This window comes from Streptomyces sp. NPDC005496 (assembly GCF_042872045.1).
Classification (GTDB): Bacteria; Actinomycetota; Actinomycetes; order Streptomycetales; family Streptomycetaceae; genus Streptomyces.
The window spans coordinates 779,919-802,367 of the sequence record NZ_JBIAJQ010000002.1; the positions used below are offsets into that span (position 1 = coordinate 779,919).

Sequence of the window (22,449 nt, forward strand, 5' to 3'; positions counted from 1 at the left end):
GGGGACCGGAGCGGACGACGGAGACCGACGACCACGCGTCCGAGGGCGCGTGCGGGGGGATGACTCATGACGTCGACGCCGACGGGCGCCCGACAGGGCTTCGACCCGTCCGAGACGACCCGGCTGAGGGTGCCGGCCCACCGGACAGGCGGCTTCCGCCGGATACGGAGGACGCTGCCCAGGTACGACTACGAGCACTACAGCCGGCTTGCGGGACCCCTCACTCAGCCGGACCCGGACAAGCCGTACAAGGTGCGGTACCGCTCGCTGCTCTCCCAGGAGCCGCACCGGCTGCGGGCCGCGCTGATGCTGGGCGCCGCCCCGCTGCTTTCGCTGGTCCTGCTGGGCTGGCTGCTCCAGCCCGACCACTGGACCGAACGCGACCACCCGGCCTACGACTTCCTGCCGGCGCTCGACGTCGTGATGCTGGTGTCGATCGGGCTGATCGAGTTCTTCCGCTGCATGAACGTGCTGTCGAACGCGCACGCCACCCTGGTCGCCCGCGACCCCGTCCCGGTGGTGCCCGAGACCGGCACGCGCGTCGCGTTCCTCACCTCCTTCGTGCCCGGCAAGGAACCGCTGGCGATGGTCACGAAGACCCTGGAGGCGGCCGTCAGACTGCGGCACCGGGGCCTGCTGCACGTCTGGCTGCTCGACGAGGGCGACGACCCGGAGGTGAAGGAGGTCTGCGAGCGCCTGGGCGTGCACCACTTCTCCCGCAAGGGCGTCGAGAAGTGGAACCGGCCCAAGGGCCCGCACCGGGCCAGGACCAAGCACGGCAACTACAACGCCTGGCTCGACGCGCACGGCGACGACTACGACTTCTTCGCCTCCGTCGACACCGACCACGTCCCGCTGCCCAACTACCTGGAGCGGATGCTCGGCTTCTTCCGGGACCCCGACATCGGATTCGTCATCGGCCCGCAGGTCTACGGCAACTACGACACCTTCGTCACCAAGGCCGCCGAGTCGCAGCAGTTCCTCTTCCACGCCCTGATCCAGCGCGCCGGCAACTTCTACGGCTCGCCCATGTTCGTCGGCACCTCCAACGCCGTACGCATCAGGGCGCTGCAGCAGATCGGCGGTCTCTACGACTCGATCACCGAGGACATGGCGACCGGCTTCGAGATGCACCGCGCCGAGAACCCGGCCACCGGCCGCAAGTGGCGCTCGGTCTACACACCCGACGTGCTGGCGGTCGGCGAGGGGCCGGGCGCCTGGACCGACTTCTTCACCCAGCAGCTGCGCTGGTCGCGCGGAACCTACGAGACGATCCTCAAGCAGTACTGGAAGGGCTTCTACTCCCTGCCGCCGGGCAAGCTCTTCAACTACACGATGATGATCATCTTCTACCCGATGTCCGCCCTCAACTGGATCCTCGCGGCGCTCAGTTGCGCGCTGTTCCTGGGCCTCGGCGCCTCGGGCGTGGACATCGACCCGGCGATCTGGCTGATGCTCTACGGCAACGCCTCGGCGCTGCAGATCGGCCTCTACGTCTGGAACCGCCGGCACAACGTCTCCCCGCACGAACCGGAGGGGTCCGGCGGGGTGGCCGGGATGGCGATGTCCGCGCTGTCGGCACCGGTCTACGCCCGCTCGCTGCTGGACGCCGTGCTGCGCCGCAAGAGCAGCTTCGTCGTGACGCCCAAGGGGGACTCGTCCAGCCCGGACACCCTCTTCGGGACCTTCCGCATCCACCTCTTCTTCATCGCGGTCTTCGCCGGCTCGATCACCGCGGCCTTCCTGTACGGGCACGCCCACCCGGCCATGATCACGTGGGCGTCCTTCGCCCTGCTGGTCACCGCCTCACCCATCCTCGTCTGGCGCTGGACGCTGCGGCAGGACCGCCGGAAACCGCCGGCCGCCGAGCCGCAGGACGCGGTCCCGTCCGCCGCCGTACCGGCCCCGCACGCACCGCGGCACCGGCCCGGCTGGGCCGCGCCGGACGAGCCGGAGGGCGCCGCCGGCGCCGACAGCACCATCCAGATCGCTCTTGGGGGACGCAAGAAATGAAGGACCGTGCAGGCCGCCGACGCGCCCGTCGCCTCGCGATAGGCGGGGCGGTGGTCCTCGCGCTGGCCGGGATGAACGGCCCGTGGCTGTACCGCTTCGGGACGGAGCGATACCACGAGTACAAGATCAACAAAGCGGAGTACAAGGCCGCCAACGGGCACTGGGACATCGTGGAGTTCCCGAAGGAGTACCGACAGAACACCATCCACGCGGCCCTGCTGCACACCGGCAAGGTGCTGCTGATCGCGGGTTCGGGCAACGACCAGGACAACTTCGACGCCAAGAGGTTCGACACCCGGATCTGGGACCCGGTCAAGGGCACGGTCAAGAAGGTCGCGACGCCCAAGGACCTGTTCTGCACCGGGCACACCCAGCTCGCCGACGGCCGGCTGCTGATCGCGGGCGGCACCAAGCGGTACGAGAAGCTCAAGGGCGACGTCACCAAGGCCGGCGGCCTGATGATCGTCCACAACGAGAACCCGGACGAGCCGGTGACGCTGCCCGCCGGGACCCGGTTCACGGGCAGGAAGAACGGCCGGACGTTCGTCTCCAAGGACCCGGTGCTGGTGCCCCGGGCGAAGAAGGTCTTCGACGAGGACACCGGGAGGTTCCTGCGCAACGACCCCGGCCTCGGCCGGATCTACGTCGAGGCGCAGAAGAGCGGCGCCCGGTACGAGACGGGGACGCAGGACAACTACCGCGTCCAGGGCCTGAAGGGTGCCGACGCCCGCAACACCTACGGCATCGCGCAGAAACTGGCCCTCGACAAGAAGGACTTCCAGGGCATCCGCGACGCCTTCGAGTTCGACCCGGTCGCCGAGAAGTACATCAAGGTCGACCCGATGAACGAGGCCCGCTGGTACCCGACGCTGACCACGCTCTCCGACGGGAAGGTCCTCAGCCTCTCCGGGCTCGACGAGATCGGCCAGTTGGTCCCGGGCAAGAACGAGGTCTTCGACCCCCGCGCCGGCACGTGGACGTACACCAAGGGCACCCGCCAGTTCCCGACCTACCCGGCGATCACCCTGATGCAGAACGGCAAGCTGTTCTACTCGGGCTCCAACGCCGGCTACGGCCCGGACGACGTCGGCCGCGACCCGGGGGTCTGGGACCTGGAGAGCAACGAGTTCACCAAGATCCCCGGGATGAGCGACCCGAAGCTCCTGGAGACCTCCGGCACCGTGCTCCTGCCGCCCGCGCAGGACGAGCGGTACATGGTCATCGGCGGCGGCGGGGTCGGCGAGTCGGACCGGGCGAGCAAGAAGACCCGGCTGGTCGACCTGCTGGCCGGGCACCCCAGGTTCACGGACGGACCCGAGCTGGAGAAGGGCACCCGCTATCCCCAGTACTCGATCCTGCCCGACGACACCGTGCTGGTGTCCGGCGGCTCCGAGGACTACCGCGGGCGCGGGGCGTCCGACATCCTCCAGGCGCGGATCTACGACGGTCGCAAGAACGCCTTCGACCGGGTGGCCGACCCGCTGGTGGGGCGCAACTACCACGCGGGGTCGATCCTGCTGCCCGACGGCCGGGTGATGTTCTTCGGCTCCGACCCGCTGTACGCCGACGAGGGCAACACCGAGCCCGGCGAGTTCGAGCAGCGCGTCGAGATCTACACCCCGCCCTACCTGTACCGAGGCGCGCGGCCCTCCCTCTCGGGCGGCCCGAAGACCGTCGCCCGGGGCGCCTCGGCCACCTTCCGCTCGGCACGTCCTTCGGCGGTGAAGGCGGCGCGGCTGATCCGGCCGAGCGCGTCCACGCACGTCACGGACACCGACCAGCGTTCCGTCGCGCTGGACTTCGTGACCACGAAGGACGGGATCAGGGTGACGGTCCCGAAGAACCGGAACCTGGTGCCGTCCGGCTGGTACATGCTGTTCGTGACGGACGGCGAGGGGACACCCGGCAAGGCCCGCTGGGTGCGGGTGCCGTAGCCGGGTGGGGGCGCCCTCCGGGGAGTCCGGAGGGCGCCCCCCGCTCACGCGTGCCGCGGGGTCAGCCGGTGGCCTTCGCCAGCTTCAGGGCGTACGAGGGCCACCAACGGCCCGCCTCCGGGCCCCCCTTGCACGTGCCGTCCGACTCGCCGGGCCGCTTGACCCACAGGTAGGCGTCGACGAGCGGATCGCCGGTCTTCGTCGTCGGCGGCTCCCCGAGCGCGCGGCCCGGCGGGTTGCACCAGTTCTCGTCCGGCTCACCGCCCGTGTACGGCCCGTTGCCGTTGCGGCTGGTGTCGATCACGAAGTGCTTGCCGCCCACCTTCGCGGACAGCTGCCTGCCGTAGGCGAGGGAGTCCTTCGTCGAGTAGAAGTTGGAGACGTTGACCGCGAAGCCGTCGGCGCGGTCGACGCCCACGCGCCGCAGCGGTTCGAAGATCTGGTCGGGGCGGCCCCAGCCCGCGTTGCCCGCGTCCACGTAGACCTTCGTGTTCTTGAGCGCCTTCAACTCGGTGACCGCGCCCGCCAGCAGGTCGTAGCGCTCCTCGTGGAACTCCTGCGGGGTGCACCGGTCGACCAGGTGCAGCAGGGCGTCCGGTTCCAGGATCACCGTGGCGGGCCGGTCCCCAATGCCCCGGGCCACGCCCTCGACCCAGGTCCGGTAGGCGTCGCCGTCCGCGGCGCCGCCGCGGGAGAACTGACCGCAGTCGCGGTGCGGGATGTTGTAGAGGACGAGCAGCGCGGAGCGGTCGGCCTTCCGCGCTGCGACGGTGAAGCCGCGTGCCTCCTGCTCCGGGTTCTCCGGGCCGATCCACTCGGCGGTGGGCTGCTCGGCGATCTTGCGGATCTGCCGGGCCTCGTCCTTCCTGCCCGCCTTCTCGTACCTGGCGACCTGCTCGGCCGCGTTGCCGTGCGGGTTCACCCAGTACGGGTCGGAGCCCTTCGGCCGCTGGGCGATCCCGGGGCCCGCTTCGCCCTCCTCGCCGCCCCCGCCGCCGGAGGAACACCCCGCGAGCACCAGCGCCGCCCCCGCCGCCACGGACCACCGTGCCGCCCTGGAGGCGAACGTGGAGACCGCCCCCGTGCTGCCGTACATGCAACTCCCCCTCGGTGCACCGTCCAAGGCACCAATCCTGACATAGGCGGCGGGTCGCCACATGGTCACCGCTTCCTTCTCGGGGAGCTGTTACAGCGCGCCGTCCGGCGGCCGGGACGGGACACTCCGCATGCCGGACGGGACCGCCGGGCGGCCCGCCGCCACCTGTGGTCATCACGCACAGCCACCGCGGGCGGACTTGGCGTCAAATTCCCCCTAGGCCGCAGCGCTCATCCGTTCTACAGTCTTCTCAAACGGCCCCGGTCCCCGGCCGATCGAGCCGACCGTGAGGCCAGGACGGCTCCCAGAACCTCCCGCGCCGGTCGCCGGGTTACTCCCGCAGCCCGAGCGCGCGCGGTCGAGGACCAGCCCGGCCGGCGGCTCCGGGGGGAGCAGGTCGCCGGCCGGGCCGGGCAGTCACGCGCGGGTGCCGGTCAGGTACGCCGAGACGACGACGTTCGCCGTGTACGAGCGGCTGGCCCGGTCGAAGGTGCCGCCGCAGGTCACCAGCCGCAGCTCGGCCCGGCCCCGCTTCCGTGCCCCGTAGGCCTGCCGGGCGTCGAAGCGCTCGCGCGGGACGACCTGGACGTCGTCGACGGTGAACTCGGCGACCGTGCCGTCGTCGCGGACCACCCGGACCTTGTCGCCGGGGCGCGCCGAGCTGAGCCTGTAGAAGACGGCGGGGCGGGTCTCGGTGTCGACGTGCCCCACGAACAGGGAGGTCCCGGCCGCCCCGGGCCGCGCGCCGGCCCCGTACCAGCCGACCACGCCCGGCTGGTCGTAGGGCGGCGGCTGGATCGCTCCCTGCCGGTCCAGGCCGCGGGCGACCACCGGCGCCTGGATCCGCAGCGCGGGCACGTCCACGCGCAGCGGCCGTGCCTGCCTCAACGGCTTGTGCGCGGGGGGCAGTTCGACGCCGCCCCAGGGGCGGCCGACCGCGGCCACGTCTCCCGTGGTCGGCGTCGCGATCCCCTGCCGTACGTCGGTCACCTCGCGGCCCCAGAGCCAGAACCCGAGCAGCAGGACCGCCCAGGCGGCCCACGTCATCAGGCGCCCGGTGCCGGAGGAACGCTCCCGGTCGGACATGTCAACTCCTTGACCCTGTCGGGCGGTTCGGTCCGGCCGTGACCGGTCCCGGGCGGGGCCCGGCGCGTGCGGCCGCACGGCGGAGGAGGAAGCCGGGGCGGAGCGCCGGGGCCGGACGAGAACGCCGGTGCCGGACCCGCGCGGCCCCGCCGACCGGAGCGAGGGTCCTAGTCGTCGGCGCGGTTCCGGCGGGCGCTGCGCACCGCGACGGCGATGGCGGCGGCGCCGGCGAGGACCAGGCCGGTGACGGCCTGCCGGGTGCCCGGGCCGGTGGAGCGGGTGTCGACGGACGCGAAGTGGGCCGTGCCGCCGCCGCCCGCCTGTACGGGGGCGATCGGTGAGGCCGGCACGGCGGCCTCGGGCCGCTCGGGCCGGTCCACCGGGCGGTGCGGCCGGTCCGAGGCGGGAGGACTCGCGCCGTCGGCGCGGGCGACGGTGAGCGTCCCCTTGACCTTGTCGTCGACGCCGTCGCAGGCGACCTTGACGGGGTAGGTGCCGGGCCTCAGCGAGGAACGCACGCGCGTCTCACCGACGAGCGCGCCGTCGCCGCCCGTGAGCCGGGCGTCCGCGACGAACGCCGGAGACTTCGCGGTGGCCGTCCTGGCCTTGCAGCCGGACGCCCGCAGCGTGACGTCGCCGCCGGGGGCCGGGGGCGAGGGGGTGACGGAGACGGCCGCGTCGGCCGCGTGGGCCGCGGGGGTGAGGGCGGCGGCGAGCACCGCACCGGCACAGAGTGTGAGTCGCAGTGAACCCATCGTGAACCTCCAGACACCTGGAGACTCCTCTCCCGGGACGCCGGCCGCATCCCGGGGAGGACGCCCACTGCTCCGTTCGAGCGGATTTCGACCGCTCCGCGCATGGAACGCGGGTCAGACGCGGTCGACCAGGTCCGCGATCGAGTCCACGACCTTGGAGGGGCGGTAGGGGTACCGCTCGATCTCGGCGGGTGTGGTCAGTCCGGTGAGCACCAGGAACGTCTCCATCCCGGCCTCCAGCCCGGCGAGGACGTCCGTGTCCATCCGGTCGCCGATCATGGCGCTGCTCTCGGAGTGCGCGCCGATGGCGTTCAGGCCGGTCCGCATCATCAGCGGGTTCGGCTTGCCGGCGAAGTACGGCTGCTTGCCGGTCGCCTTGGTGATCAGCGCGGCGACCGCTCCGGTGGCGGGCAGCGGGCCCTCCGCCGAGGGGCCGGTCTCGTCGGGGTTGGTGCAGATGAAGCGCGCGCCGCCGTTGATCAGCCGGACCGCCTTGGTCATGGCCTCGAAGGAGTACGTCCGGGTCTCGCCCAGCACCACGTAGTCCGGCTCGTGGTCGGTCAGCACGTACCCGATGTCGTGCAGCGCGGTGGTCAGCCCGGCCTCGCCGATGACGTACGCCGTGCCGCCGGGCCGCTGGTCCTCCAGGAACTTGGCGGTGGCGAGCGCGGACGTCCAGATGTTCTCCACTGGCACGTCCAGGCCCATGCGCTGGAGGCGGGCGTGCAGGTCGCGGGCGGTGTAGATCGAGTTGTTGGTCAGCACCAGGAACGGCCGGCCGGACTCCCGCAGCTTCCTGATGAAGGCGTCGGCGCCGGGGATCGGCACGCCCTCGTGGATGAGGACACCGTCCATGTCGGTGAGCCACGATTCGATGGGCTTGCGCTCTGCCATGCCGTTCTCCTGCCGTACGCGGTGCTGCGTCGCCCTCAGCCTAGCGATCAGCTGTCGTCCGATGTCCGCCGGTTCCGAACGCACTTCGGCGGTTCCGGTCGATCCCGGTCCGGAGCGCGTCCGGCGGCACGGCGCTCCGCCGATCGAGGGGACCTCGGCGGCCGTCCGGGGCGTGGTGGGCGTGGCGGCGGCGGAGGTCCGGCGCCCATGGCAGGTCATATGTTCATGCGACTGTGTACGTCCCTGTCCCTCTCCGTTGCCGCCACGGCCGCCCTCTGCTGCGGCCCCGTCCCGGCCGCCGCCGGACTCGGCGCCCCCTCGGCGGCGCCCGCCCCGGCTCTCGCGGCGCCCGGCGCCGACCGCCGTCCCGCCTGCGCCGAGCCCGACGCCCGCGCCTTTCCGCTGACGACCCGCATCCACGGCGGGCCCGACGTCTACGAGACCGGGGGCGCCGAGGGGACGTGGTCCATCGACCTCACCAACAAGACCGCCCACCCCTGCGGGAACCTCCACCCCGTGGTGGTCCTGGTCGACGCGGAACGCCGGCTGCGCCCGTCCGAGGTGCGGCTGGAGTTCTTCGAGGGGAAGCGGGCGCGCCCCGTGTCCTTCGTGCGCACGGACGACGACGAACTCGTCGGCGCCTTCGCGGGGTTCCCCGGCTTCACCGTGGCACCCGGGCGCACCCTGAGCGTGAAGGTGCGGCTGCGCGTCACCTCGGCCGCCACGGCCCCGAACGACGTCGTGGCCAACGCGGCTCTGGTGCGCCGGCACAGCGACGACGGCGACTGGGTGGGCCAGTCGAACGACTACCGCTTCCGCATCGCCGGCGGCCCGGACACCCCCGAGGACGGCGGTACGAAGACCGGCGCCCCCACGGCCACCACGCCCCCGGAATCCGCCGGGCCCTCCGCCCCGGGTACCGCCACCGAGGCCGGGGCGGCCGTGAGCGCCGGTGCCACCACCGGCTCCGGCACCCGTGAGGATCTGCCGGCCACCGAGGAACTGGCCAGCACCGGCTCGCGCGCCTCACGCGGCACCTGGCTCCTGATCGGCGCCCTCCTGCTCACCACGGGCAGCGCGCTCCTGATCGCCTCCCGCTTCCTGCGTAGGGGGCGATAGGGCCAGGAGCCTCTGCGTCCGCTGTCCGTACGCCCCGGCCGCGCCGTCAGCCGTCGGCGCGGCCGAACAGGGGCGCGAGGAGGAGCTGCGCAGCGCCCTCGGCGACCGCGCGGGCTCCCCCGGGCGCGAGCCGCACCGGCACCGCCGCGTCGAGGCCCCCGCGCCGGGCGCGCTCGTCGAGGACGGCGCCGACTCCCCCTACGAAGTGCTCCTCGTGGGCGGCGACGGTACGGCCGCCGAGGAGCACGAGGTCGATGTCGAGCAGCCCGGCCAGGTTGGCGGCGCCCGCCCCGAGGACCTCGGCCGCCTCGTCGACGGCGCCGCGTGCCACCGCGGAGAGGCACAGCACCTCGATGCAGCCGTGGTTCCCGCAGTCGCAGCGGGGTCCGCCCAGCTGGATGACCTGGTGCCCGAACTCCCCCGCGCCGGTGCGCGCACCCCGGTGCACCACCCCGCCGAGGACCAGCCCGGCGCCGAGTCCCGTACCGAGGTGCAGGTACGCGAAGGACGCCTGGCCGGACCCGGCGGCGCCGCCGACCGCGAGGTTCAGCGCGGCCGCGTTGGTGTCCTTGTCCACGACCACCGGCACCCCGAGCCGCGCGGCCAGCGCCTCCCGCAGCGGGTACCCGTCCCACTCCGGGAAACCGGTGACCCGGTGCAGCACCCCGCGGGTGTGGTCGAGCGGGCCGGGCAGCGCGACCCCGGCGCCGAGCACGGAGGTGACGCCGGACGCCCCCGCGAGCAGGGCCGCCACCTCGCGCGCCGCACCGGCGACCACCGCCTCCGCCCCCGACCCGAGGTCCAGGGGGGAGCGCCGCTCGGCGACCACCGCGCCCGTCAGGTCGCTCAGGACAGCCGTCAGCTCGTCCCGGTCCAGGTGCAGGCCCACCGCGTGGCCCGCCTCGGGGATCAGGCGCAGCACCGTGCGCGGCTTGCCGCCCGTGGACGCGCGCCGCCCCGCCTCCGCCGCCAGTCCGTCCGCCCGCAGCCGGGCGGTGATCTTGCTGACGGCCTGCGGGGTGAGCCCGGTCCGCTCGGCGAGTTCGAGGCGGCTGATGCCCGCAGGGCCCGCCGTGCGCAGCAGGTCGAGCACCAGCGCGGCGTTGTGGCTGCGCAGCGCCAGCAGGTTCACCCCCGCCTCCGCACCGCGCCCGCGCACCCCCGACCGGTTCACTTCCGACTCCGCGCTGCTCCTGTTCACGTACGCCATTGTCCCCCGCGCTTGCACTTTGGCAACAGCGTTGCGAAAGTGGGGGCATGACAGGCACCAGCACCGGCACAGGATCCGGCCCCGGCACCCCCCTCCGCGTCGGCCTCATCGGCTACGGCCTCGCGGGCTCCGTCTTCCACGCCCCGCTGATCGCCGCGACCGAGGGCCTCGCCCTCGACACGGTCGTCACCTCGAACCCGGAGCGGCAGGAGCAGGCCCGCGCCGAGTTCGGCGACGGTCTCCGCTTCGCCGCCACGCCCGACGAGCTGTGGGCGCGCGCCGGCGAGCTGGACCTGATCGTCATCGCCTCGCCGAACAGGACGCACGTCCCGCTCGCGACGACCGCCCTGAAGGCGGGCCTGCCGGTCGTCGTCGACAAGCCCGTCGCCGGCACGGCGTCCGAGGCGCGCGAGCTGGCCGCCCTGGCCGACGAGCGCGGCCTGCTCCTGTCGGTCTTCCAGAACCGCCGCTGGGACAACGACTTCCTGACCCTGCGCAAGCTCGTGGACGACGGCGAACTCGGCGACGTGTACCGCTTCGAGTCCCGCTTCGAACGCTGGCGCCCGCAGCTCAAGGGCGGCTGGCGCGAGTCCGGCGACCCGGCAGAGATCGGAGGTCTCCTCTACGACCTCGGCAGCCACGTCGTCGACCAGGCGCTGACCCTCTTCGGTCCGGCCGCGCAGGTCTACGCCGAGTCGGACGTGCGCCGCCCGGGCGCGGAGACCGACGACGACACCTTCATCGCGATCACGCACGTGAACGGCGTCCGCTCCCACCTGTACGTGTCCGCGACCACCGCCCAACTGGGCCCGCGCTTCCGGGTGCTGGGCTCCCGCGCCGGCTACGTCAAGCACGGCCTCGACCCGCAGGAGGCGGTCCTGCGCGAGGGCCAGCGCCCCGGCAGCACGGCCGAGTGGGGCATCGAACCCGAGACCCTGTGGGGGCACGTCGGAGCGGGCGAGTCCCCGCTGACCGGCGGCGGCCGCCCCGAGCCCACGCTGCGGGGCGCCTACCCGGCGTACTACCAGGCCGTGGCCGCGGCCCTGCGCGACGGCGGCCCGAACCCGGTCACCGCGTACGAGGCGGCCGACGCCCTCGACGTCCTGGAGGCGGCGCGACGCTCCGCCCGCGACGGCGGGACGGTGACGCTGTGAGCGCCCCGACGGCCACCCCCACGATCCCCGAACTGGAGGAGCAGGAGCGGCGCCTGACGCTCCCTCACTTCACGTACGACGACGCGTGGACCCTCGGTTCACTGCTGGTCGAGCTGGCCCGGGAGCGCGGCGCGCCGGTCGCCGTCGACATCCGCCGCGGCGGCCAGCAGCTGTTCCACGCGGCGCTGCCCGGCTCGACTCCGGACAACGACGCCTGGATCGACCGCAAGCGCCGGGTCGTGGAGCGCTACGGCTGCTCGTCGTACCTGGTCGGCGCCCGCTTCCGCGCCAAGGGCACCACGTTCGAGGAGTCCTCGCGGCTGGACCCCGACCTGTACGCGGCGCACGGCGGCGCGTTCCCGATCACGGTCGAGGGCGCGGGAGTCGTCGGCACGGTGGTCGTGTCCGGCCTTCCGCAGGTCGAGGACCACCGGATGGTCGTCGAGGCCCTGGAGCACTTCAAGGGCTGAGCCCGGCACCGGCCGGGCCGCCGCGGACCGGTGACGCCGGCCGGGCGCGGAACGCGGTTCCGGCCGGGTCGCCGGCGTCCGGACGGTGTTCGGCCCCACATACGTACGAGGCCGGGGGTACCCCACTCCCCCGAGGGCGCCCCCGGCCCCGTACTCTCACGCGTCCTTGAGCTCCTGGCGCTGGCGCCCCAGGCCCTCGATCTCCAGCTCCACCACGTCACCGGCCCGCAGGAACGGCTTCGGCTCGGGCTGTCCGAGCGCGACACCCGCCGGCGTACCGGTGTTGATCACGTCGCCCGGGTAGAGCGTCATGAACTGGCTGACGTAGCGCACGACTTCGGCGACCGGGAAGATCTGCTCCGCCGTCGTCCCGTCCTGCTTGAGCTCGCCGTTGACCCAGAGCCGCAGCGACAGCGCCTGCGGGTCGGGCACCTCGTCCGCCGTCACCAGCCAGGGGCCCAGCGGGTTGAACGTCTCGCAGTTCTTGCCCTTGTCCCAGGTGCCGCCGCGCTCGATCTGGAACTCGCGCTCGGAGACGTCGTGCGCCACCGCGTACCCGGCGACATGGGCCAGCGCCTCCTCGTGCGAGCCCAGGTAGCGGGCCGTACGGCCGATCACGACCGCCAGCTCCACCTCCCAGTCGGTCTTCACCGAGCCGCGCGGCACCAGCACCGTGTCGTTCGGGCCGACGACCGTGTCCGCCGCCTTGAAGAAGATCACCGGCTCGGCGGGCGGCTCGGCGCCCGTCTCCCGGGCGTGGTCGTGGTAGTTCAGCCCGATGCACACGACCTTGCCGATCCGGGCCAGCGGCGGACCGACGCGCAGTCCGGCCGCGTCCAGCGCGGGCAGGTCCCCGGCCTCGGCGGCGGTGCGGATCCGGCCGAGCGCCCCGTCGTCGGCGAGCAGCGCTCCGTCGATGTCCGGGACGAGGCCCGACAGGTCCCGCAGGGTTCCCTCGGCGTCGAGCAGCGCCGGCCGCTCCGCCCCCGCCGTACCGACTCGCAGCAGCTTCATGATCACAATCTCCCTCGATCGCGGCAGCCCGCCGACGGGTGCAGCCATCGGAGGACTGGTCGATCCTCCAAGCTGTGCGTCCAGTCCGCAAGACCCCGTTCACGGACTGGACCGCCACCGGCCCGCGGGCGGGGCCGTCCCCTGACCAGCGCGGCCGCCGCTGGAACGGAGCAGCCGCCGACGGTGGCCGCTAGACCAGTGCGGCCGCCGCCGGTGCCGCGCCCGGCATGTCGCGGTAGAGGACCGCCCGCTCCACCGCGCTCCACGTCGTGCTCGTCACCACGTACAGCGCCGCCGCCAGCGGTACGACGGCCACCGTGAACAGCGTGAAGAAGGACATGAACGGCACGATCCTGTTCACCGCGCCGAGACCGGGCACCTGCTGCCCGCCGGCCGCCGGGGCGGGCGCCGCCGCCATCATCCGCCGCGTGCGCAGGAAGTTGAAGGTCGCGACCACGGCCACGACCGCGAACAGCCCGAGGTAGACGAGCCCCTGGGTCCCGAGGAGCCCGCCGTGCCCCAGCGCGTCCGCCCAGCGGCCGCCGAGCGGGGCGGTGAGGAGCCGGTGCCCCAGCAGCGCGTTGGCCTCGCCGCCGATCGTCGAGCTGGAGAACAGGTGGTACAGGAGGAAGAAGGCCGGCATCTGGAACAGGCTCGGCAGGCAGCCGGAGAGCGGCGACACCTTCTCCTCGGCGTGCAGGGCGAGCAGCGCCTTCTGGTACTTCTCGTTGTTCGAGCCGTGCTTCTCGCGCAGCGCGGCGACCTGCGGCTGGAGCCGGGCGCGCGCCCGCTGCCCGCGCGCCGACGCCCTGGACAGGGGGTGCACCAGCAGGCGTACCAGCGCGGTGAACAGGACGATGGCGGCCGCCGCCGCGGACGCGTGGAACAGCGGCTGGAGGAGATCGGCGAACCGTTCGACCAGGCTCGCGAAAACGGACATGAAAGCGGACATGGGTGAGCCCTCCGGGGGTCTCGTCGTGCCGGAAAACGAGCAGATCGGCATGACGGCCCGCGCGGGGTTCGCGACGGTGAGGAGAGAGGTGCGCGTCCCTACGCGGCGGCCGCCGGGAGGGCACACCCCGGCGCCCGGGGGCGGGTACGTCCCGACGCGTCGGGATCGCGCTGGGGCAGGAACGCGGTGCGCTGCTCGCGGTCGCGGATCGCCGTCCGTACGCGGGTGCGCGGGACGGCCGGGACGCTGCGCGCGGCGATGACGGCGCAGGCGGCGAGCGCGGAACCGGCGGCAGCGGTCGCGGCGAAGGCCACGGCGGCGGAGAGGCTGCCCGTGTCGAGCAGCGCGACCTCGACGACGAGCAGGAACAGCGCGGCGGCGGGCCGCACGGCCGCCCAGCTCCGCAGCATCGGCCGCTCCCCCTCTCGTACACGTGGTCGTCCTGCCGTTATACAGGATGGGGTCCTGGGGCGGGTTGCGGGCGGGTCGCACGATGCGGGACCCGGAGCGGCCCGCGCGGGATACGGCTCGGTCTCGTCCACGTGACGCACCTCGGCGGCGTGCGTCGGTGACGTGCGTCGGTGACGTGCGTCGGTGCCGTGCGTCGGTGCCGTGCGTCGGTGCCGTGGGTCGGTGGCGTCCGTCAGGGGCTCGGAGCCTCTCGTGCGGGTTTCCCGTGAGCGGGGTGCTCGCCCGCGGGGATCTCATCCGCGGGGTTCTCGCCGGCGGGGTTCTCGCCGGCGGGGGGCTCGTCCGTGGGGCCGAGCGCGAGCACCTCACGGTCGGGGCGCCCGTCGTCCGGGGTGCCGCCGCAGGCGTACGCCACGGCGAGGGCGACCAGGAGGTTGGCGGCCAGGGCTACGATCCCGGCGTTCACGCCGAACACCGGGTCCCGCCCGCTGAAGACGAGCCAGCACACCAGGACGCCCCCGGCGGTGAGCCCGCTGAGCGCCGCCGTGAGCGTGAACCGCCGCCACACCAGCCCGAGCAGCAGCATCGGCACGAGCTGCGCCATCCCCTCGTACGAGATGAGCGACAGACGTACCAGGGTGTTGGGAGCCGCGTACGTCATGATCAGCGCGATCGTGCCCGCGAGCACGACGACGGTCTGCGAGGCGCGCTTCTGGGCCTGCTGGGCGCGCCAGCGGGGGACGGAAGACAGCACGCTGCGGCCCCACATCGTGCCGATGACCAGCATGAACACCGCCATCGGCACGATGGAGGACAGGGCCGCCGCGACGCCGACGATCCCGACCGCCCAGGCCGGCAGCGAGTCGATGACCATCCGGAACAGCGCGAGGTTCGAGTCGGCGCCCGTCAGTCCGGGGACCACGAACAGCGCGGCCGTCCCGAGCAGCATCGGCACGAACAGCAGCATGTTGTACGCGGGCAGCCAGATCGCGTTGCGGCGCAGGGCGTCGCCGTCGCGGGCGCCCAGGTAACCGGCGACGGTCGTCGGGAAGATGACGACGGTCAGGGCGTTGAGGAGCGAGGTCGTGATGAACCACGGGGTGCCGAGCCCGCTCTCGCCGCCCCCGTGTCCGGGCAGGGTCAGCCAGTCGCGCTTCTGCTCGACGAGGCGGTCGAGGAAGTCGCCGTACCCGTCGAAGTAGTGCAGCGGCACGTAGAGGACGAGGAAGGCGAGGGTCGCGATGACCAGGCCGTCCTTCAGCACGGACACCCACGCGCTGCCGCGCAGCCCGCTGACCACGACGAAGCCGGTGGTGACGGCGAACGCCACGAAATAGCCCCAGTTCAGGCCGATGGCGCCGTACGAGATGGTCGAGACGACGACGCCCATGCCGGTGATCTGGAGCTGGATGTAGGGGAGCAGGCAGACGGTGGCGAGGACCGCGATCAGTGCTCCGGCCCAGGGCCGGCCGTACCGGTGGGCCACCATGTCGGTGATGCCGACCAGGCCGTGGCGCCGGGCGTACGCGTGCAGCATGGGGCCGACCAGGTAGCCCACCGCGTAACCGCAGGACATGTACGCGACGACGTAGAGGACCGGAGCCCCGTAGTTGTATCCCCAGCCCGCGGCGCCCAGGTAGCTGAAGCTGGTGTACGACTCCCCCGCCATGAGCACCCAGATGAACACGGCCCCGAGGCTCCGCCCGCCCACCGACCACTCGGCGAGCCCGCCCTGGCCTCCCCCGCGGTTGCGCACGGCGAGCAGGCCGAGGGCGACGGTGGCCACCATGAAGACGCCGAAGACGGCGGTGGCGACGGCCGAGTCGCTCATGACCGCCCGCTCCGGCGCCGCGCGGCCAGACGCCGGTCGCCCCGCCAGGTCAGCCACACCGCGAAGGGCGTGAGGACGGTCGCCCCCAGCAGCCACACGACGAGGAAGGGCAGCCCGAGGACCACCGGATCGACCCGGTTCACCAGCGGCAGGACACCGAGGTACAGCACGAACGGGGTCAGGAGCCAGAGCCGGTGCAGTCGCGCTCTGACGGGGTGGGCCGGCGCCGGGCCCGCGCTCTCGGGACGTGCGTTCACGGAAGACGACCTTAGCCGCGGTGCCCGTCCCGTCCTCTTCCTACCGGGGCCGCATGGAGCGCAGCGTGCCCCACACCACCAGGCGGTACTTCGAGGTGTACGCCGGGGTGCAGGTGGTGAGCGTCAGGTAGTACCCAGGCTCGCCGTACCCGTAGGCGGGCCGGACGGTGCTGCGCGGGACCGGGGCCAGGACCCCGCCGTCACGCGCGGAGGTCCGCGGAAGCGTCCGGTCGACGGCGTACACGTACGTGGCGGTACGGGTCTCGACCTCGACCGTGTCCCCGCGCCGGAGCCGGTCGAGGTGCCGGAAGGGCTCGCCGTGGGTGTTGCGGTGCCCGGCGAGCGCGAAGTTCCCGGCACCGCCCGGCTGTGCCGTGCCCGGGTAGTGGCCGACGTACCCCCTGTTGAGGACGTCCGGCTTGCCGACGCCCTCGGCGACCGGGACGCGGAGGGAGAGGCGGGGGACCGTGAGGACGGCGTAGGCCTGGGACCGGCGGGGCCGTTCGCGGGCGGTGCGGCCCCCGGTGTCCGCGCGCCCGCGCGGGCCGGCGGGTGCCGTACGGTCTCCGGCCCCGGCGCCCTGGCGGTCCGCGTCCGCTCCCGGGCCCTCTTCCGGGGCCGGTGTGGCGCCCGGCCGCCCCCGGTCCCACTCCCGCTCCAGCGCCTCGACCCGCCGCTCGGCACCCTCGCGGGCCTGCCGGTTGGTCCACCACACCTGGTGCACGACCAGCAGCGCGAGCACCAGGCCGACGGTGACGAGAACCTCGCCCGCACTCCACAGCACCCGCCGGCCGAGGGCACGCCGCCGCCGCGTGCCGTGATCCACGACCCCGGGAGCCCGCATAGGCACGCCTCCTTCGCCGGGGTCGCAGGATAGGGGGTGCCGGTTCAAGTCACCAGCGGGGAAACGGGGTTGGCGTCGCGCGGTCGTGACGGGCGGGGGCGGGGTCGGGCGCCGACCGGTCGAGGAGGGCGGGGGGTTGAGCGCTGCCCGGTCATGGCTGGCGGGGCGGGTGGCGCGGGACTCACGTGGCTCGCGAGCTCGGCGTAGGTGTGGTTTGCGGGATACCGGAACCAGTTCGCGCGACGCCGCTGCGGGCCGGACCCCGGTCGAGGCTGTGGCCTGCGGATCTCTCTCATTTGTCGGTCCACGGCAGTACGGTGTCCACCATGCGCCCCGACACGCCAGCCGAGAACGTCGACCACAACGCCGAAGCGGCACGCCTGGAGCGGACCGCGGGTCTGTACCCCGAGGACGCCGAACACCTGCTCGTGCAGGCCGCGGCCCACCTCGAACTGTCCGGTGACCGCCCGAGCGCCACCGCGCTGTACGACCGCCTGCTGTCGTCCCCCGAGCCCCTGGAGAACCCACAGCTGGTACGCGCCCTGAAGGCGGCGAACCTGTGGGAGTACGGCCACGAGGCGGAGGCGCGGGCGATCATCGACGGAGTCCGCGCGTCGTCCCCGCGGGACCCGGCGGCCTGGGTGATCGTGGCCGAGGCCCTGGAGTCGCACGACGAGCTGGAAGCGGCGCACGAGACGTTCACGGAGGGGGCGCGGCTGCTGCTGACGGGCACGTCGGAACCCCCGTACTCCACGCATCCGCTGCTCTTCGGCCGGCACCGGGTGCGGCGCATGCTGGGCGCGGGCCACGACGAGTGGGACGCGCTGGCGGACACGCTGCACACGGCGCCGGTGTCCCTGGACGAGCTGCACGACCCGAAGCGGGTGTGGTCGCTCGGTTCGGACAACCCGGCGGAGCTCCAGGCGGAGATCGCCCGCCTCCAGTCGGAGCTGACCACGGCACGGGAGGCCCTTTCCCGGCCGTTCCCGGTGGCGGTGCTGCACTGGCCGGCGGACGAACTGGCCGAGCTGCTGAGCGCGTACCCGTCGCTGTCCTCGGAGTACCCCTCGCACGAGGAGCACCTGGCGACGATAGAGGCGTCCCTGCGCGAACTGGCGGCCTCGGGCACCCCGAACCTGGGCATCGTCACGGGCACGGTCCCGTCCTACGAGGCCTTCGCAGCGTCGGAAGCCTCGTCCCCGACGGACACGACACTCCTCCCCCAGTACGCGACGACCCTGGCGGCCAGGGGGTTGGCGGTGTCTTGGCCACCGCGGGGGGATGTGTGCTGGTGCGGGTCGGGCCGGGCTTATGAGGGGTGTCACGGCACCGGCGCCTGAATGCTGATCCGTCCTGGGACGGAGGGCCAAAGGGCCTCAGGCCGCGCCTGGAACGTCACGAACGCAAGTTGTGCGCACCGGCGGCCGGGGCCCACCCGCCTTCCAGGCGACCGCTGGTGGACGTGGAGGTGGCCGGAGAATGCTGGCGACTTGGCGGGATTCTTCTCCCAGCCAGAGGGACGCGGCTGTCGTCGATGCGCCCTAGAACTTCTTGTACTGCCTCCGCCGATAAGAACTCACGGAACGGACAGGGTTTGCTTCCCTTCGACGAGGATGTAAGAGCCGCTGCCCAGATCGCCACCCAGGCGGCCGCGGCCGAGGACCGCGAGCTTGAGGCTGTGCACGCACACATCCTTGCCCTGGATCCCGATGGACGGCGGTTCGCCGCGGTGCTCCGCGACACCATTGACCAGTTGCTCAATGGTGAAGTCACGGGCCGTTACGACTGGAAGACTCTGTTCAAGACGGAAAAGACCCATGCCGGGACTCTCGTCGAGATCAATCTGCAGCGGGAGTTCGCGTTCGATGATGGCGTCAACATGGACTACCGGATCAGTGGGACCGACGTGGACTGCAAGTACTCACAGCAGTTCGGCGGATGGATGATCCCTCCCGAGGCAATGGGGCATTTGTGCCTCCTCGTATGGGCAGACGACTACCAGACTCGTTGGAGTGCCGGGTTGCTCCGCATACGACGGGAGTGGCTTAACGGCGGTAACAACCGAGATCTGAAACTGACGATCAAGGCCGAGCACCGCGACAAGATCCTTTGGCTCTGGCGGGATGCCAGATTGCCTGAGAACGTCTTGCTCCACCTTGATCCCCTGACCCGGGAAGCCATTCTGTCTCCCTCGTCGGGACAGAAGCGCGTGAACGAGTTGTTCGAGCGGGTGCAGATGAGGCGGATAGGGCGGGGCGTGGTCCGCACTGTTGCCCAGCAGCACGACTACATGGCGAGGATTCGTGAGGCCAAGGGCCGTGCTCGTACTGTGCTGAGAGAGCGAGGAATTCTCATCCCCGGCCACTACAGGAAACATCAGGCTGTCGCGCGGGCCCTTGGAGCGCCCGTGCCACAGCCCGGTGAACTCGTCAGCTTCCGTGTAGCGGAGGCACGGGCGCACCATGGCGGTAAACCAAGAGTCAAGCTCGACGGCCGGGAGTGGGTCCTGGCTGAATCCATCGACCCGGAAGAAACCGCTCCTCTTCTCCCCAAGCACACCGCGGGATGAAGCCGAGCACCGGACCTGACAGCCTCTGCGTGCTCACGCATCGCGGACATCGCCTGGGGTACCGGGGGGCTCAGTGCCGTCTACCACGGGGCCTGGTACGCCCTTGATCACACAGCAAGAAGCGTTGGTAATGTCGTACTGGTATCGGCCCGGGAGGAGTACGTACATTTGCGCCGAGTCCTCCCGTGCCAACAATCCACAGAAGCACTGGTCCAATGGTGAGTGAGGCCCGAGGCAACGGCGGCGCCGAAAGCCTGCCTCTAGTGGAGTGGACTCCTCCCGAAGGGTCCTGGGCATCATCAGCAGCCCGGCGTCGCAACATGCAGGCGATCCGCAGCCGGGACACCAAGCCTGAGCGGCTCGTCCGTAGCCTCCTCCATGCCCAAGGACTCCGTTACCGGGTAGCCGCCAAGCCACTTCCGGATCTTCGCCGCACGGCTGACATCGTCTTCCGTCCAGCGAAGCTGGCCGTGTTCATCGACGGCTGCTACTGGCATGGCTGTCCTGAGCACTACGTGCCACCCAAGACCAATTCCGGCTACTGGTCAGAAAAGGTTGCGCGGAACATGGCACGCGATCGCAACACGGACGAACGGCTGGTAGCGGCCGGCTGGACCGTGCTCAGATTCTGGGAGCACGATCCCGCCGAAGAATGCGCCGTCAAGATCGCAGCTACGGTCAGCCGCCTCAGGAAAAACAAGTGACGAAGCCGCGAAGCCGTCAGCTCTTCGGAGCCTTCTCTGCCGCCTCGAACGCTGCGTAGATCTGCTCTCCCACAGCTTGGGCAACCGGCGGCGGAAATGCGTTCCCTACTTGCCGGTATGCAGCTGTCTTACGGCCGGAAAACTTCCAGTCCGCGGGAAATCCCTGAATGAGAGCGGCCTGCGTCACGGTCAGCTTGGGGCCCAGTGGAGAGAAGAGGTCCCTCTCCGCGTCCTTCATCTCGTGCGGTTCATTAGCGACCCCTAGCCCGCATACTCCGAGCTCAGCCCAGGCGCGTTTGGCTCGCGTAGGCCCGAGATCGGCACCGCCATGCTTCTTGGAGCCGCCCACAACAGTGGGCGCTACGCCCTCGAGCGCTTTCTCGTACCACTTCTTGAACGCTTGCTCAGCGCGAGGGTCGTGTGCCACCGCGTCGTAGCGCTCTCGCATCGAATCATGGAGCGCCTGCCCAACGCTGACCGGAGGCTTCTCTTCCGGCTTGGAATGTTCGAAGTACCTGGCATACTCCGGCTTCATCGCGACCAGGATCGCCCGCGGACGCAGCTGCGGCACCTCGTACTTCTTGGCTTCCAGAATGTCCCAGTAGCACTCCTCGTAGCCCATCGACTCGAGGCGCTTGATGATGTCCTGCCGGTACTCAGCGAACTTGGGGTCGAGCAGACCACGCACATTCTCGATCATGACCGCCTTGGGCTCAAGCTGGTCAATGAGCTCAAGCATGGTCGGGAAGAGGTCGCGTTCATCATTGCGCCCGAGCTGCTTGCCTGCCGCGGAGAAAGGAGGACAAGGCACACCTCCCGCCAGAAGATCGAGCTCTCCCGGCTCCAGCCCCAGCCCTGCGGGATCGAACTCCCGGAGGTCGGCCTCGATGACCTTGCAGCCAGTCCACTCCGGGTTCCTCGCGGTGTTCGCCCTGAGGGTCTGGCATGCGTCCCTGTCGATCTCAATCAACGCGGCATGCTTGAAGCCGGCGTTGTGCAGGCCTACCGCCTGCCCGCCAGCCCCTGCGCAGATCTCCACCGAGGTGTACTTCAGTTCGTTCGTGCGGGTCATGTCCCCTCCTTACAGCCGTGCAGCGGCAGACACATTTTGCAATCCACCATCACTGAGGGTGACAGACCCCACTGACAACGAGACCTGACAAGTGTGCAGCACGTCCCTTGGTTCACTGAACGCACCCTCCGTTGCGCCGAACACTCATACGATATTGCTCATGCGGAGCCCTGCGTGGACTGAAGACGAGCTCGTGTTGGCTGGGGCGCTGGTGGTGAGGAACGGCTGGCGCGAGCTGCGCACCCCGGATCGGGAAGTTGTGGAGCTCTCTGAGCTGCTGCGGTCGCTTCCCATCCACAGCCCTGACGTACTGGGCCTCCCCGGCTTCCGTTCCCCCGACAGCGTCAGCCGTAAGACGACAGACTTCGCGACTAACCACCCGGCCTACACAGGCAGGCGGACCCGGTGCGGCGAGCCCACCCGGCTGATGATCGCTGCGTTCACCGAACGCGAGACCGAGATGTTGCAGGCTGCACAGGCGATCGAGGCCGGCATGGGCTCGGGCGCACTCCAGCTCCTCCCCGAGCAGCCCGACGAGTTCGACGACACGGGAGCCACAGCAATCGAAGGGCGTCTCCTCGTCCGCCAGGCTCTCGTCCGCGAACGCGACCCTAAGCTGCGCCAGCGGAAGATCAAGCAAGTTCGCCGCACCGGCCTGCCGCTGAGCTGCGAGGTCTGCGACTTCGACTTCGCACGTGTCTACGGTCGCCTTGGCGAGAACTTCATCGAAGTCCACCATGTCACCCCTCTGCACATATCCGGGCAACGAGAGACCAGGCTCGACGACCTCGCGTGCCTGTGCGCCAACTGTCACCGCATGTGTCACAGAAGTTCTCCCGGAGAATCGTGGCGCACTCCTCAGGCGCTGCGGGCCCTGATCCGCGGATCCACGGCGGGCACCGCTGACGCTCCGGGGCCAAATTCCGCTTCATAGCGGAGCTGCCCCCGACCGAGCGCCTCACCGGGGCCGCCTCCCTGGGCAACCAGCCCGTGCACGGGATCGGCATGCATACGTGGCGGAGTCATACGGTCTCCGCCTAGCTCTGGTGAGAACCCTCAACTGC

General features: G+C 71.4%; 21 protein-coding genes. 9 read left to right on the forward strand and 12 right to left on the reverse strand.

Annotated features, from left to right (window positions below):
• Positions 1-66 precede the first annotated feature (66 nt).
• Positions 67-2,013: a cellulose synthase catalytic subunit gene (locus tag ACFYQQ_RS07925; RefSeq protein WP_355788171.1), complete on the forward strand. Its 1,947-nt coding sequence runs from the start codon at positions 67-69 to the stop codon at positions 2,011-2,013.
• The gene (locus ACFYQQ_RS07930) at positions 2,010-3,947 is read left to right on the forward strand and encodes a kelch motif-containing protein (RefSeq protein ID WP_355788168.1); all 1,938 of its coding nucleotides are present in this window, start codon (positions 2,010-2,012) and stop codon (positions 3,945-3,947) included. Before ACFYQQ_RS07925 ends, ACFYQQ_RS07930 begins: the two co-directional genes overlap by 4 nt.
• A gap of 61 nt (positions 3,948-4,008) precedes the next feature.
• Here ACFYQQ_RS07930 and ACFYQQ_RS07935 read toward each other — a convergent pair whose 3' ends face one another.
• The 4 genes from ACFYQQ_RS07935 to ACFYQQ_RS07950 all read right to left on the reverse strand — a co-directional run bounded on the left by ACFYQQ_RS07935 (position 4,009) and on the right by ACFYQQ_RS07950 (position 7,778).
• Complete coding sequence (locus tag ACFYQQ_RS07935; protein WP_355788165.1) at positions 4,009-5,043, reverse strand: glycoside hydrolase family 6 protein; 1,035 nt, start codon at positions 5,041-5,043, stop codon at positions 4,009-4,011.
• Positions 5,044-5,460: 417 nt separating this feature from the next.
• On the reverse strand, positions 5,461-6,129 hold the full coding sequence (locus ACFYQQ_RS07940) for a class F sortase (protein WP_356173181.1): 669 nt from the start codon (positions 6,127-6,129) through the stop codon (positions 5,461-5,463).
• 167 nt (positions 6,130-6,296) lie between these two features.
• Positions 6,297-6,884 (reverse strand): hypothetical protein, encoded by a 588-nt coding sequence (locus ACFYQQ_RS07945; RefSeq protein ID WP_355788989.1) that lies wholly within the window; start codon positions 6,882-6,884, stop codon positions 6,297-6,299.
• 114 nt (positions 6,885-6,998) lie between these two features.
• Positions 6,999-7,778 carry an HAD-IIA family hydrolase gene (locus tag ACFYQQ_RS07950; protein ID WP_356173184.1) on the reverse strand — a complete coding sequence of 260 codons (780 nt, stop codon included), beginning with the start codon at positions 7,776-7,778 and terminating at the stop codon, positions 6,999-7,001.
• Between the two features lie 225 nt (positions 7,779-8,003).
• Between ACFYQQ_RS07950 and ACFYQQ_RS07955 the strand changes: the two genes are divergently transcribed.
• Entirely contained in the window at positions 8,004-8,897 is an 894-nt protein-coding gene (locus ACFYQQ_RS07955; RefSeq protein ID WP_356173187.1) for a hypothetical protein, read from the forward strand.
• Positions 8,898-8,943: 46 nt separating this feature from the next.
• Here the strand turns inward: ACFYQQ_RS07955 and ACFYQQ_RS07960 are convergent, their stop codons facing one another.
• The gene (locus ACFYQQ_RS07960) at positions 8,944-10,107 is read right to left on the reverse strand and encodes an ROK family protein (RefSeq protein WP_388903889.1); all 1,164 of its coding nucleotides are present in this window, start codon (positions 10,105-10,107) and stop codon (positions 8,944-8,946) included.
• Positions 10,108-10,154: 47 nt separating this feature from the next.
• Here ACFYQQ_RS07960 and ACFYQQ_RS07965 point away from each other — a divergent pair, with 47 nt between their 5' ends.
• A complete protein-coding gene (locus ACFYQQ_RS07965; RefSeq protein ID WP_355789577.1) occupies positions 10,155-11,261 on the forward strand; it encodes a Gfo/Idh/MocA family oxidoreductase in 1,107 nt (368 codons plus the stop codon).
• Positions 11,258-11,731, forward strand: a complete 474-nt coding sequence (locus ACFYQQ_RS07970) for a heme-degrading domain-containing protein (RefSeq protein WP_355789580.1) — start codon at positions 11,258-11,260, stop codon at positions 11,729-11,731. Before ACFYQQ_RS07965 ends, ACFYQQ_RS07970 begins: the two co-directional genes overlap by 4 nt.
• Before the next feature lie 156 nt (positions 11,732-11,887).
• Here the strand turns inward: ACFYQQ_RS07970 and ACFYQQ_RS07975 are convergent, their stop codons facing one another.
• The 6 genes from ACFYQQ_RS07975 to ACFYQQ_RS08000 all read right to left on the reverse strand — a co-directional run bounded on the left by ACFYQQ_RS07975 (position 11,888) and on the right by ACFYQQ_RS08000 (position 17,040).
• Entirely contained in the window at positions 11,888-12,745 is an 858-nt protein-coding gene (locus ACFYQQ_RS07975; RefSeq protein ID WP_355789583.1) for a fumarylacetoacetate hydrolase family protein, read from the reverse strand.
• A 190-nt stretch (positions 12,746-12,935) separates the two neighbouring features.
• Complete coding sequence (locus ACFYQQ_RS07980; RefSeq protein ID WP_356173195.1) at positions 12,936-13,697, reverse strand: membrane protein insertase YidC; 762 nt, start codon at positions 13,695-13,697, stop codon at positions 12,936-12,938.
• 98 nt (positions 13,698-13,795) lie between these two features.
• Entirely contained in the window at positions 13,796-14,107 is a 312-nt protein-coding gene (locus ACFYQQ_RS07985) for a DUF6412 domain-containing protein (RefSeq protein ID WP_356173198.1), read from the reverse strand.
• A 233-nt stretch (positions 14,108-14,340) separates the two neighbouring features.
• Complete coding sequence (locus ACFYQQ_RS07990) at positions 14,341-15,939, reverse strand: sodium:solute symporter (protein ID WP_388903893.1); 1,599 nt, start codon at positions 15,937-15,939, stop codon at positions 14,341-14,343.
• The gene (locus ACFYQQ_RS07995) at positions 15,936-16,196 is read right to left on the reverse strand and encodes a DUF3311 domain-containing protein (RefSeq protein ID WP_388903895.1); all 261 of its coding nucleotides are present in this window, start codon (positions 16,194-16,196) and stop codon (positions 15,936-15,938) included. Before ACFYQQ_RS07995 ends, ACFYQQ_RS07990 begins: the two co-directional genes overlap by 4 nt.
• 40 nt (positions 16,197-16,236) lie before the next feature.
• On the reverse strand, positions 16,237-17,040 hold the full coding sequence (locus tag ACFYQQ_RS08000) for a class E sortase (protein WP_355783139.1): 804 nt from the start codon (positions 17,038-17,040) through the stop codon (positions 16,237-16,239).
• Positions 17,041-17,366: 326 nt separating this feature from the next.
• Here ACFYQQ_RS08000 and ACFYQQ_RS08005 point away from each other — a divergent pair, with 326 nt between their 5' ends.
• The 3 genes from ACFYQQ_RS08005 (at position 17,367) to ACFYQQ_RS08015 (ending at position 20,313) form a co-directional block, all read left to right on the forward strand.
• On the forward strand, positions 17,367-18,380 hold the full coding sequence (locus ACFYQQ_RS08005) for an SEC-C domain-containing protein (RefSeq protein ID WP_355783136.1): 1,014 nt from the start codon (positions 17,367-17,369) through the stop codon (positions 18,378-18,380).
• A gap of 254 nt (positions 18,381-18,634) precedes the next feature.
• The gene (locus tag ACFYQQ_RS08010; RefSeq protein WP_355783133.1) at positions 18,635-19,609 is read left to right on the forward strand and encodes a NaeI family type II restriction endonuclease; all 975 of its coding nucleotides are present in this window, start codon (positions 18,635-18,637) and stop codon (positions 19,607-19,609) included.
• A gap of 215 nt (positions 19,610-19,824) precedes the next feature.
• Positions 19,825-20,313 carry a very short patch repair endonuclease gene (locus tag ACFYQQ_RS08015; RefSeq protein WP_355783131.1) on the forward strand — a complete coding sequence of 163 codons (489 nt, stop codon included), beginning with the start codon at positions 19,825-19,827 and terminating at the stop codon, positions 20,311-20,313.
• A 16-nt stretch (positions 20,314-20,329) separates the two neighbouring features.
• Here the strand turns inward: ACFYQQ_RS08015 and ACFYQQ_RS08020 are convergent, their stop codons facing one another.
• A complete protein-coding gene (locus ACFYQQ_RS08020) occupies positions 20,330-21,385 on the reverse strand; it encodes a DNA (cytosine-5-)-methyltransferase (protein WP_355783128.1) in 1,056 nt (351 codons plus the stop codon).
• Between the two features lie 160 nt (positions 21,386-21,545).
• On the opposite strand from ACFYQQ_RS08020, the gene ACFYQQ_RS08025 reads away from it, so the two are divergent.
• Positions 21,546-22,319, forward strand: a complete 774-nt coding sequence (locus tag ACFYQQ_RS08025) for an HNH endonuclease (RefSeq protein ID WP_355783126.1) — start codon at positions 21,546-21,548, stop codon at positions 22,317-22,319.
• Positions 22,320-22,449 lie beyond the last annotated feature (130 nt).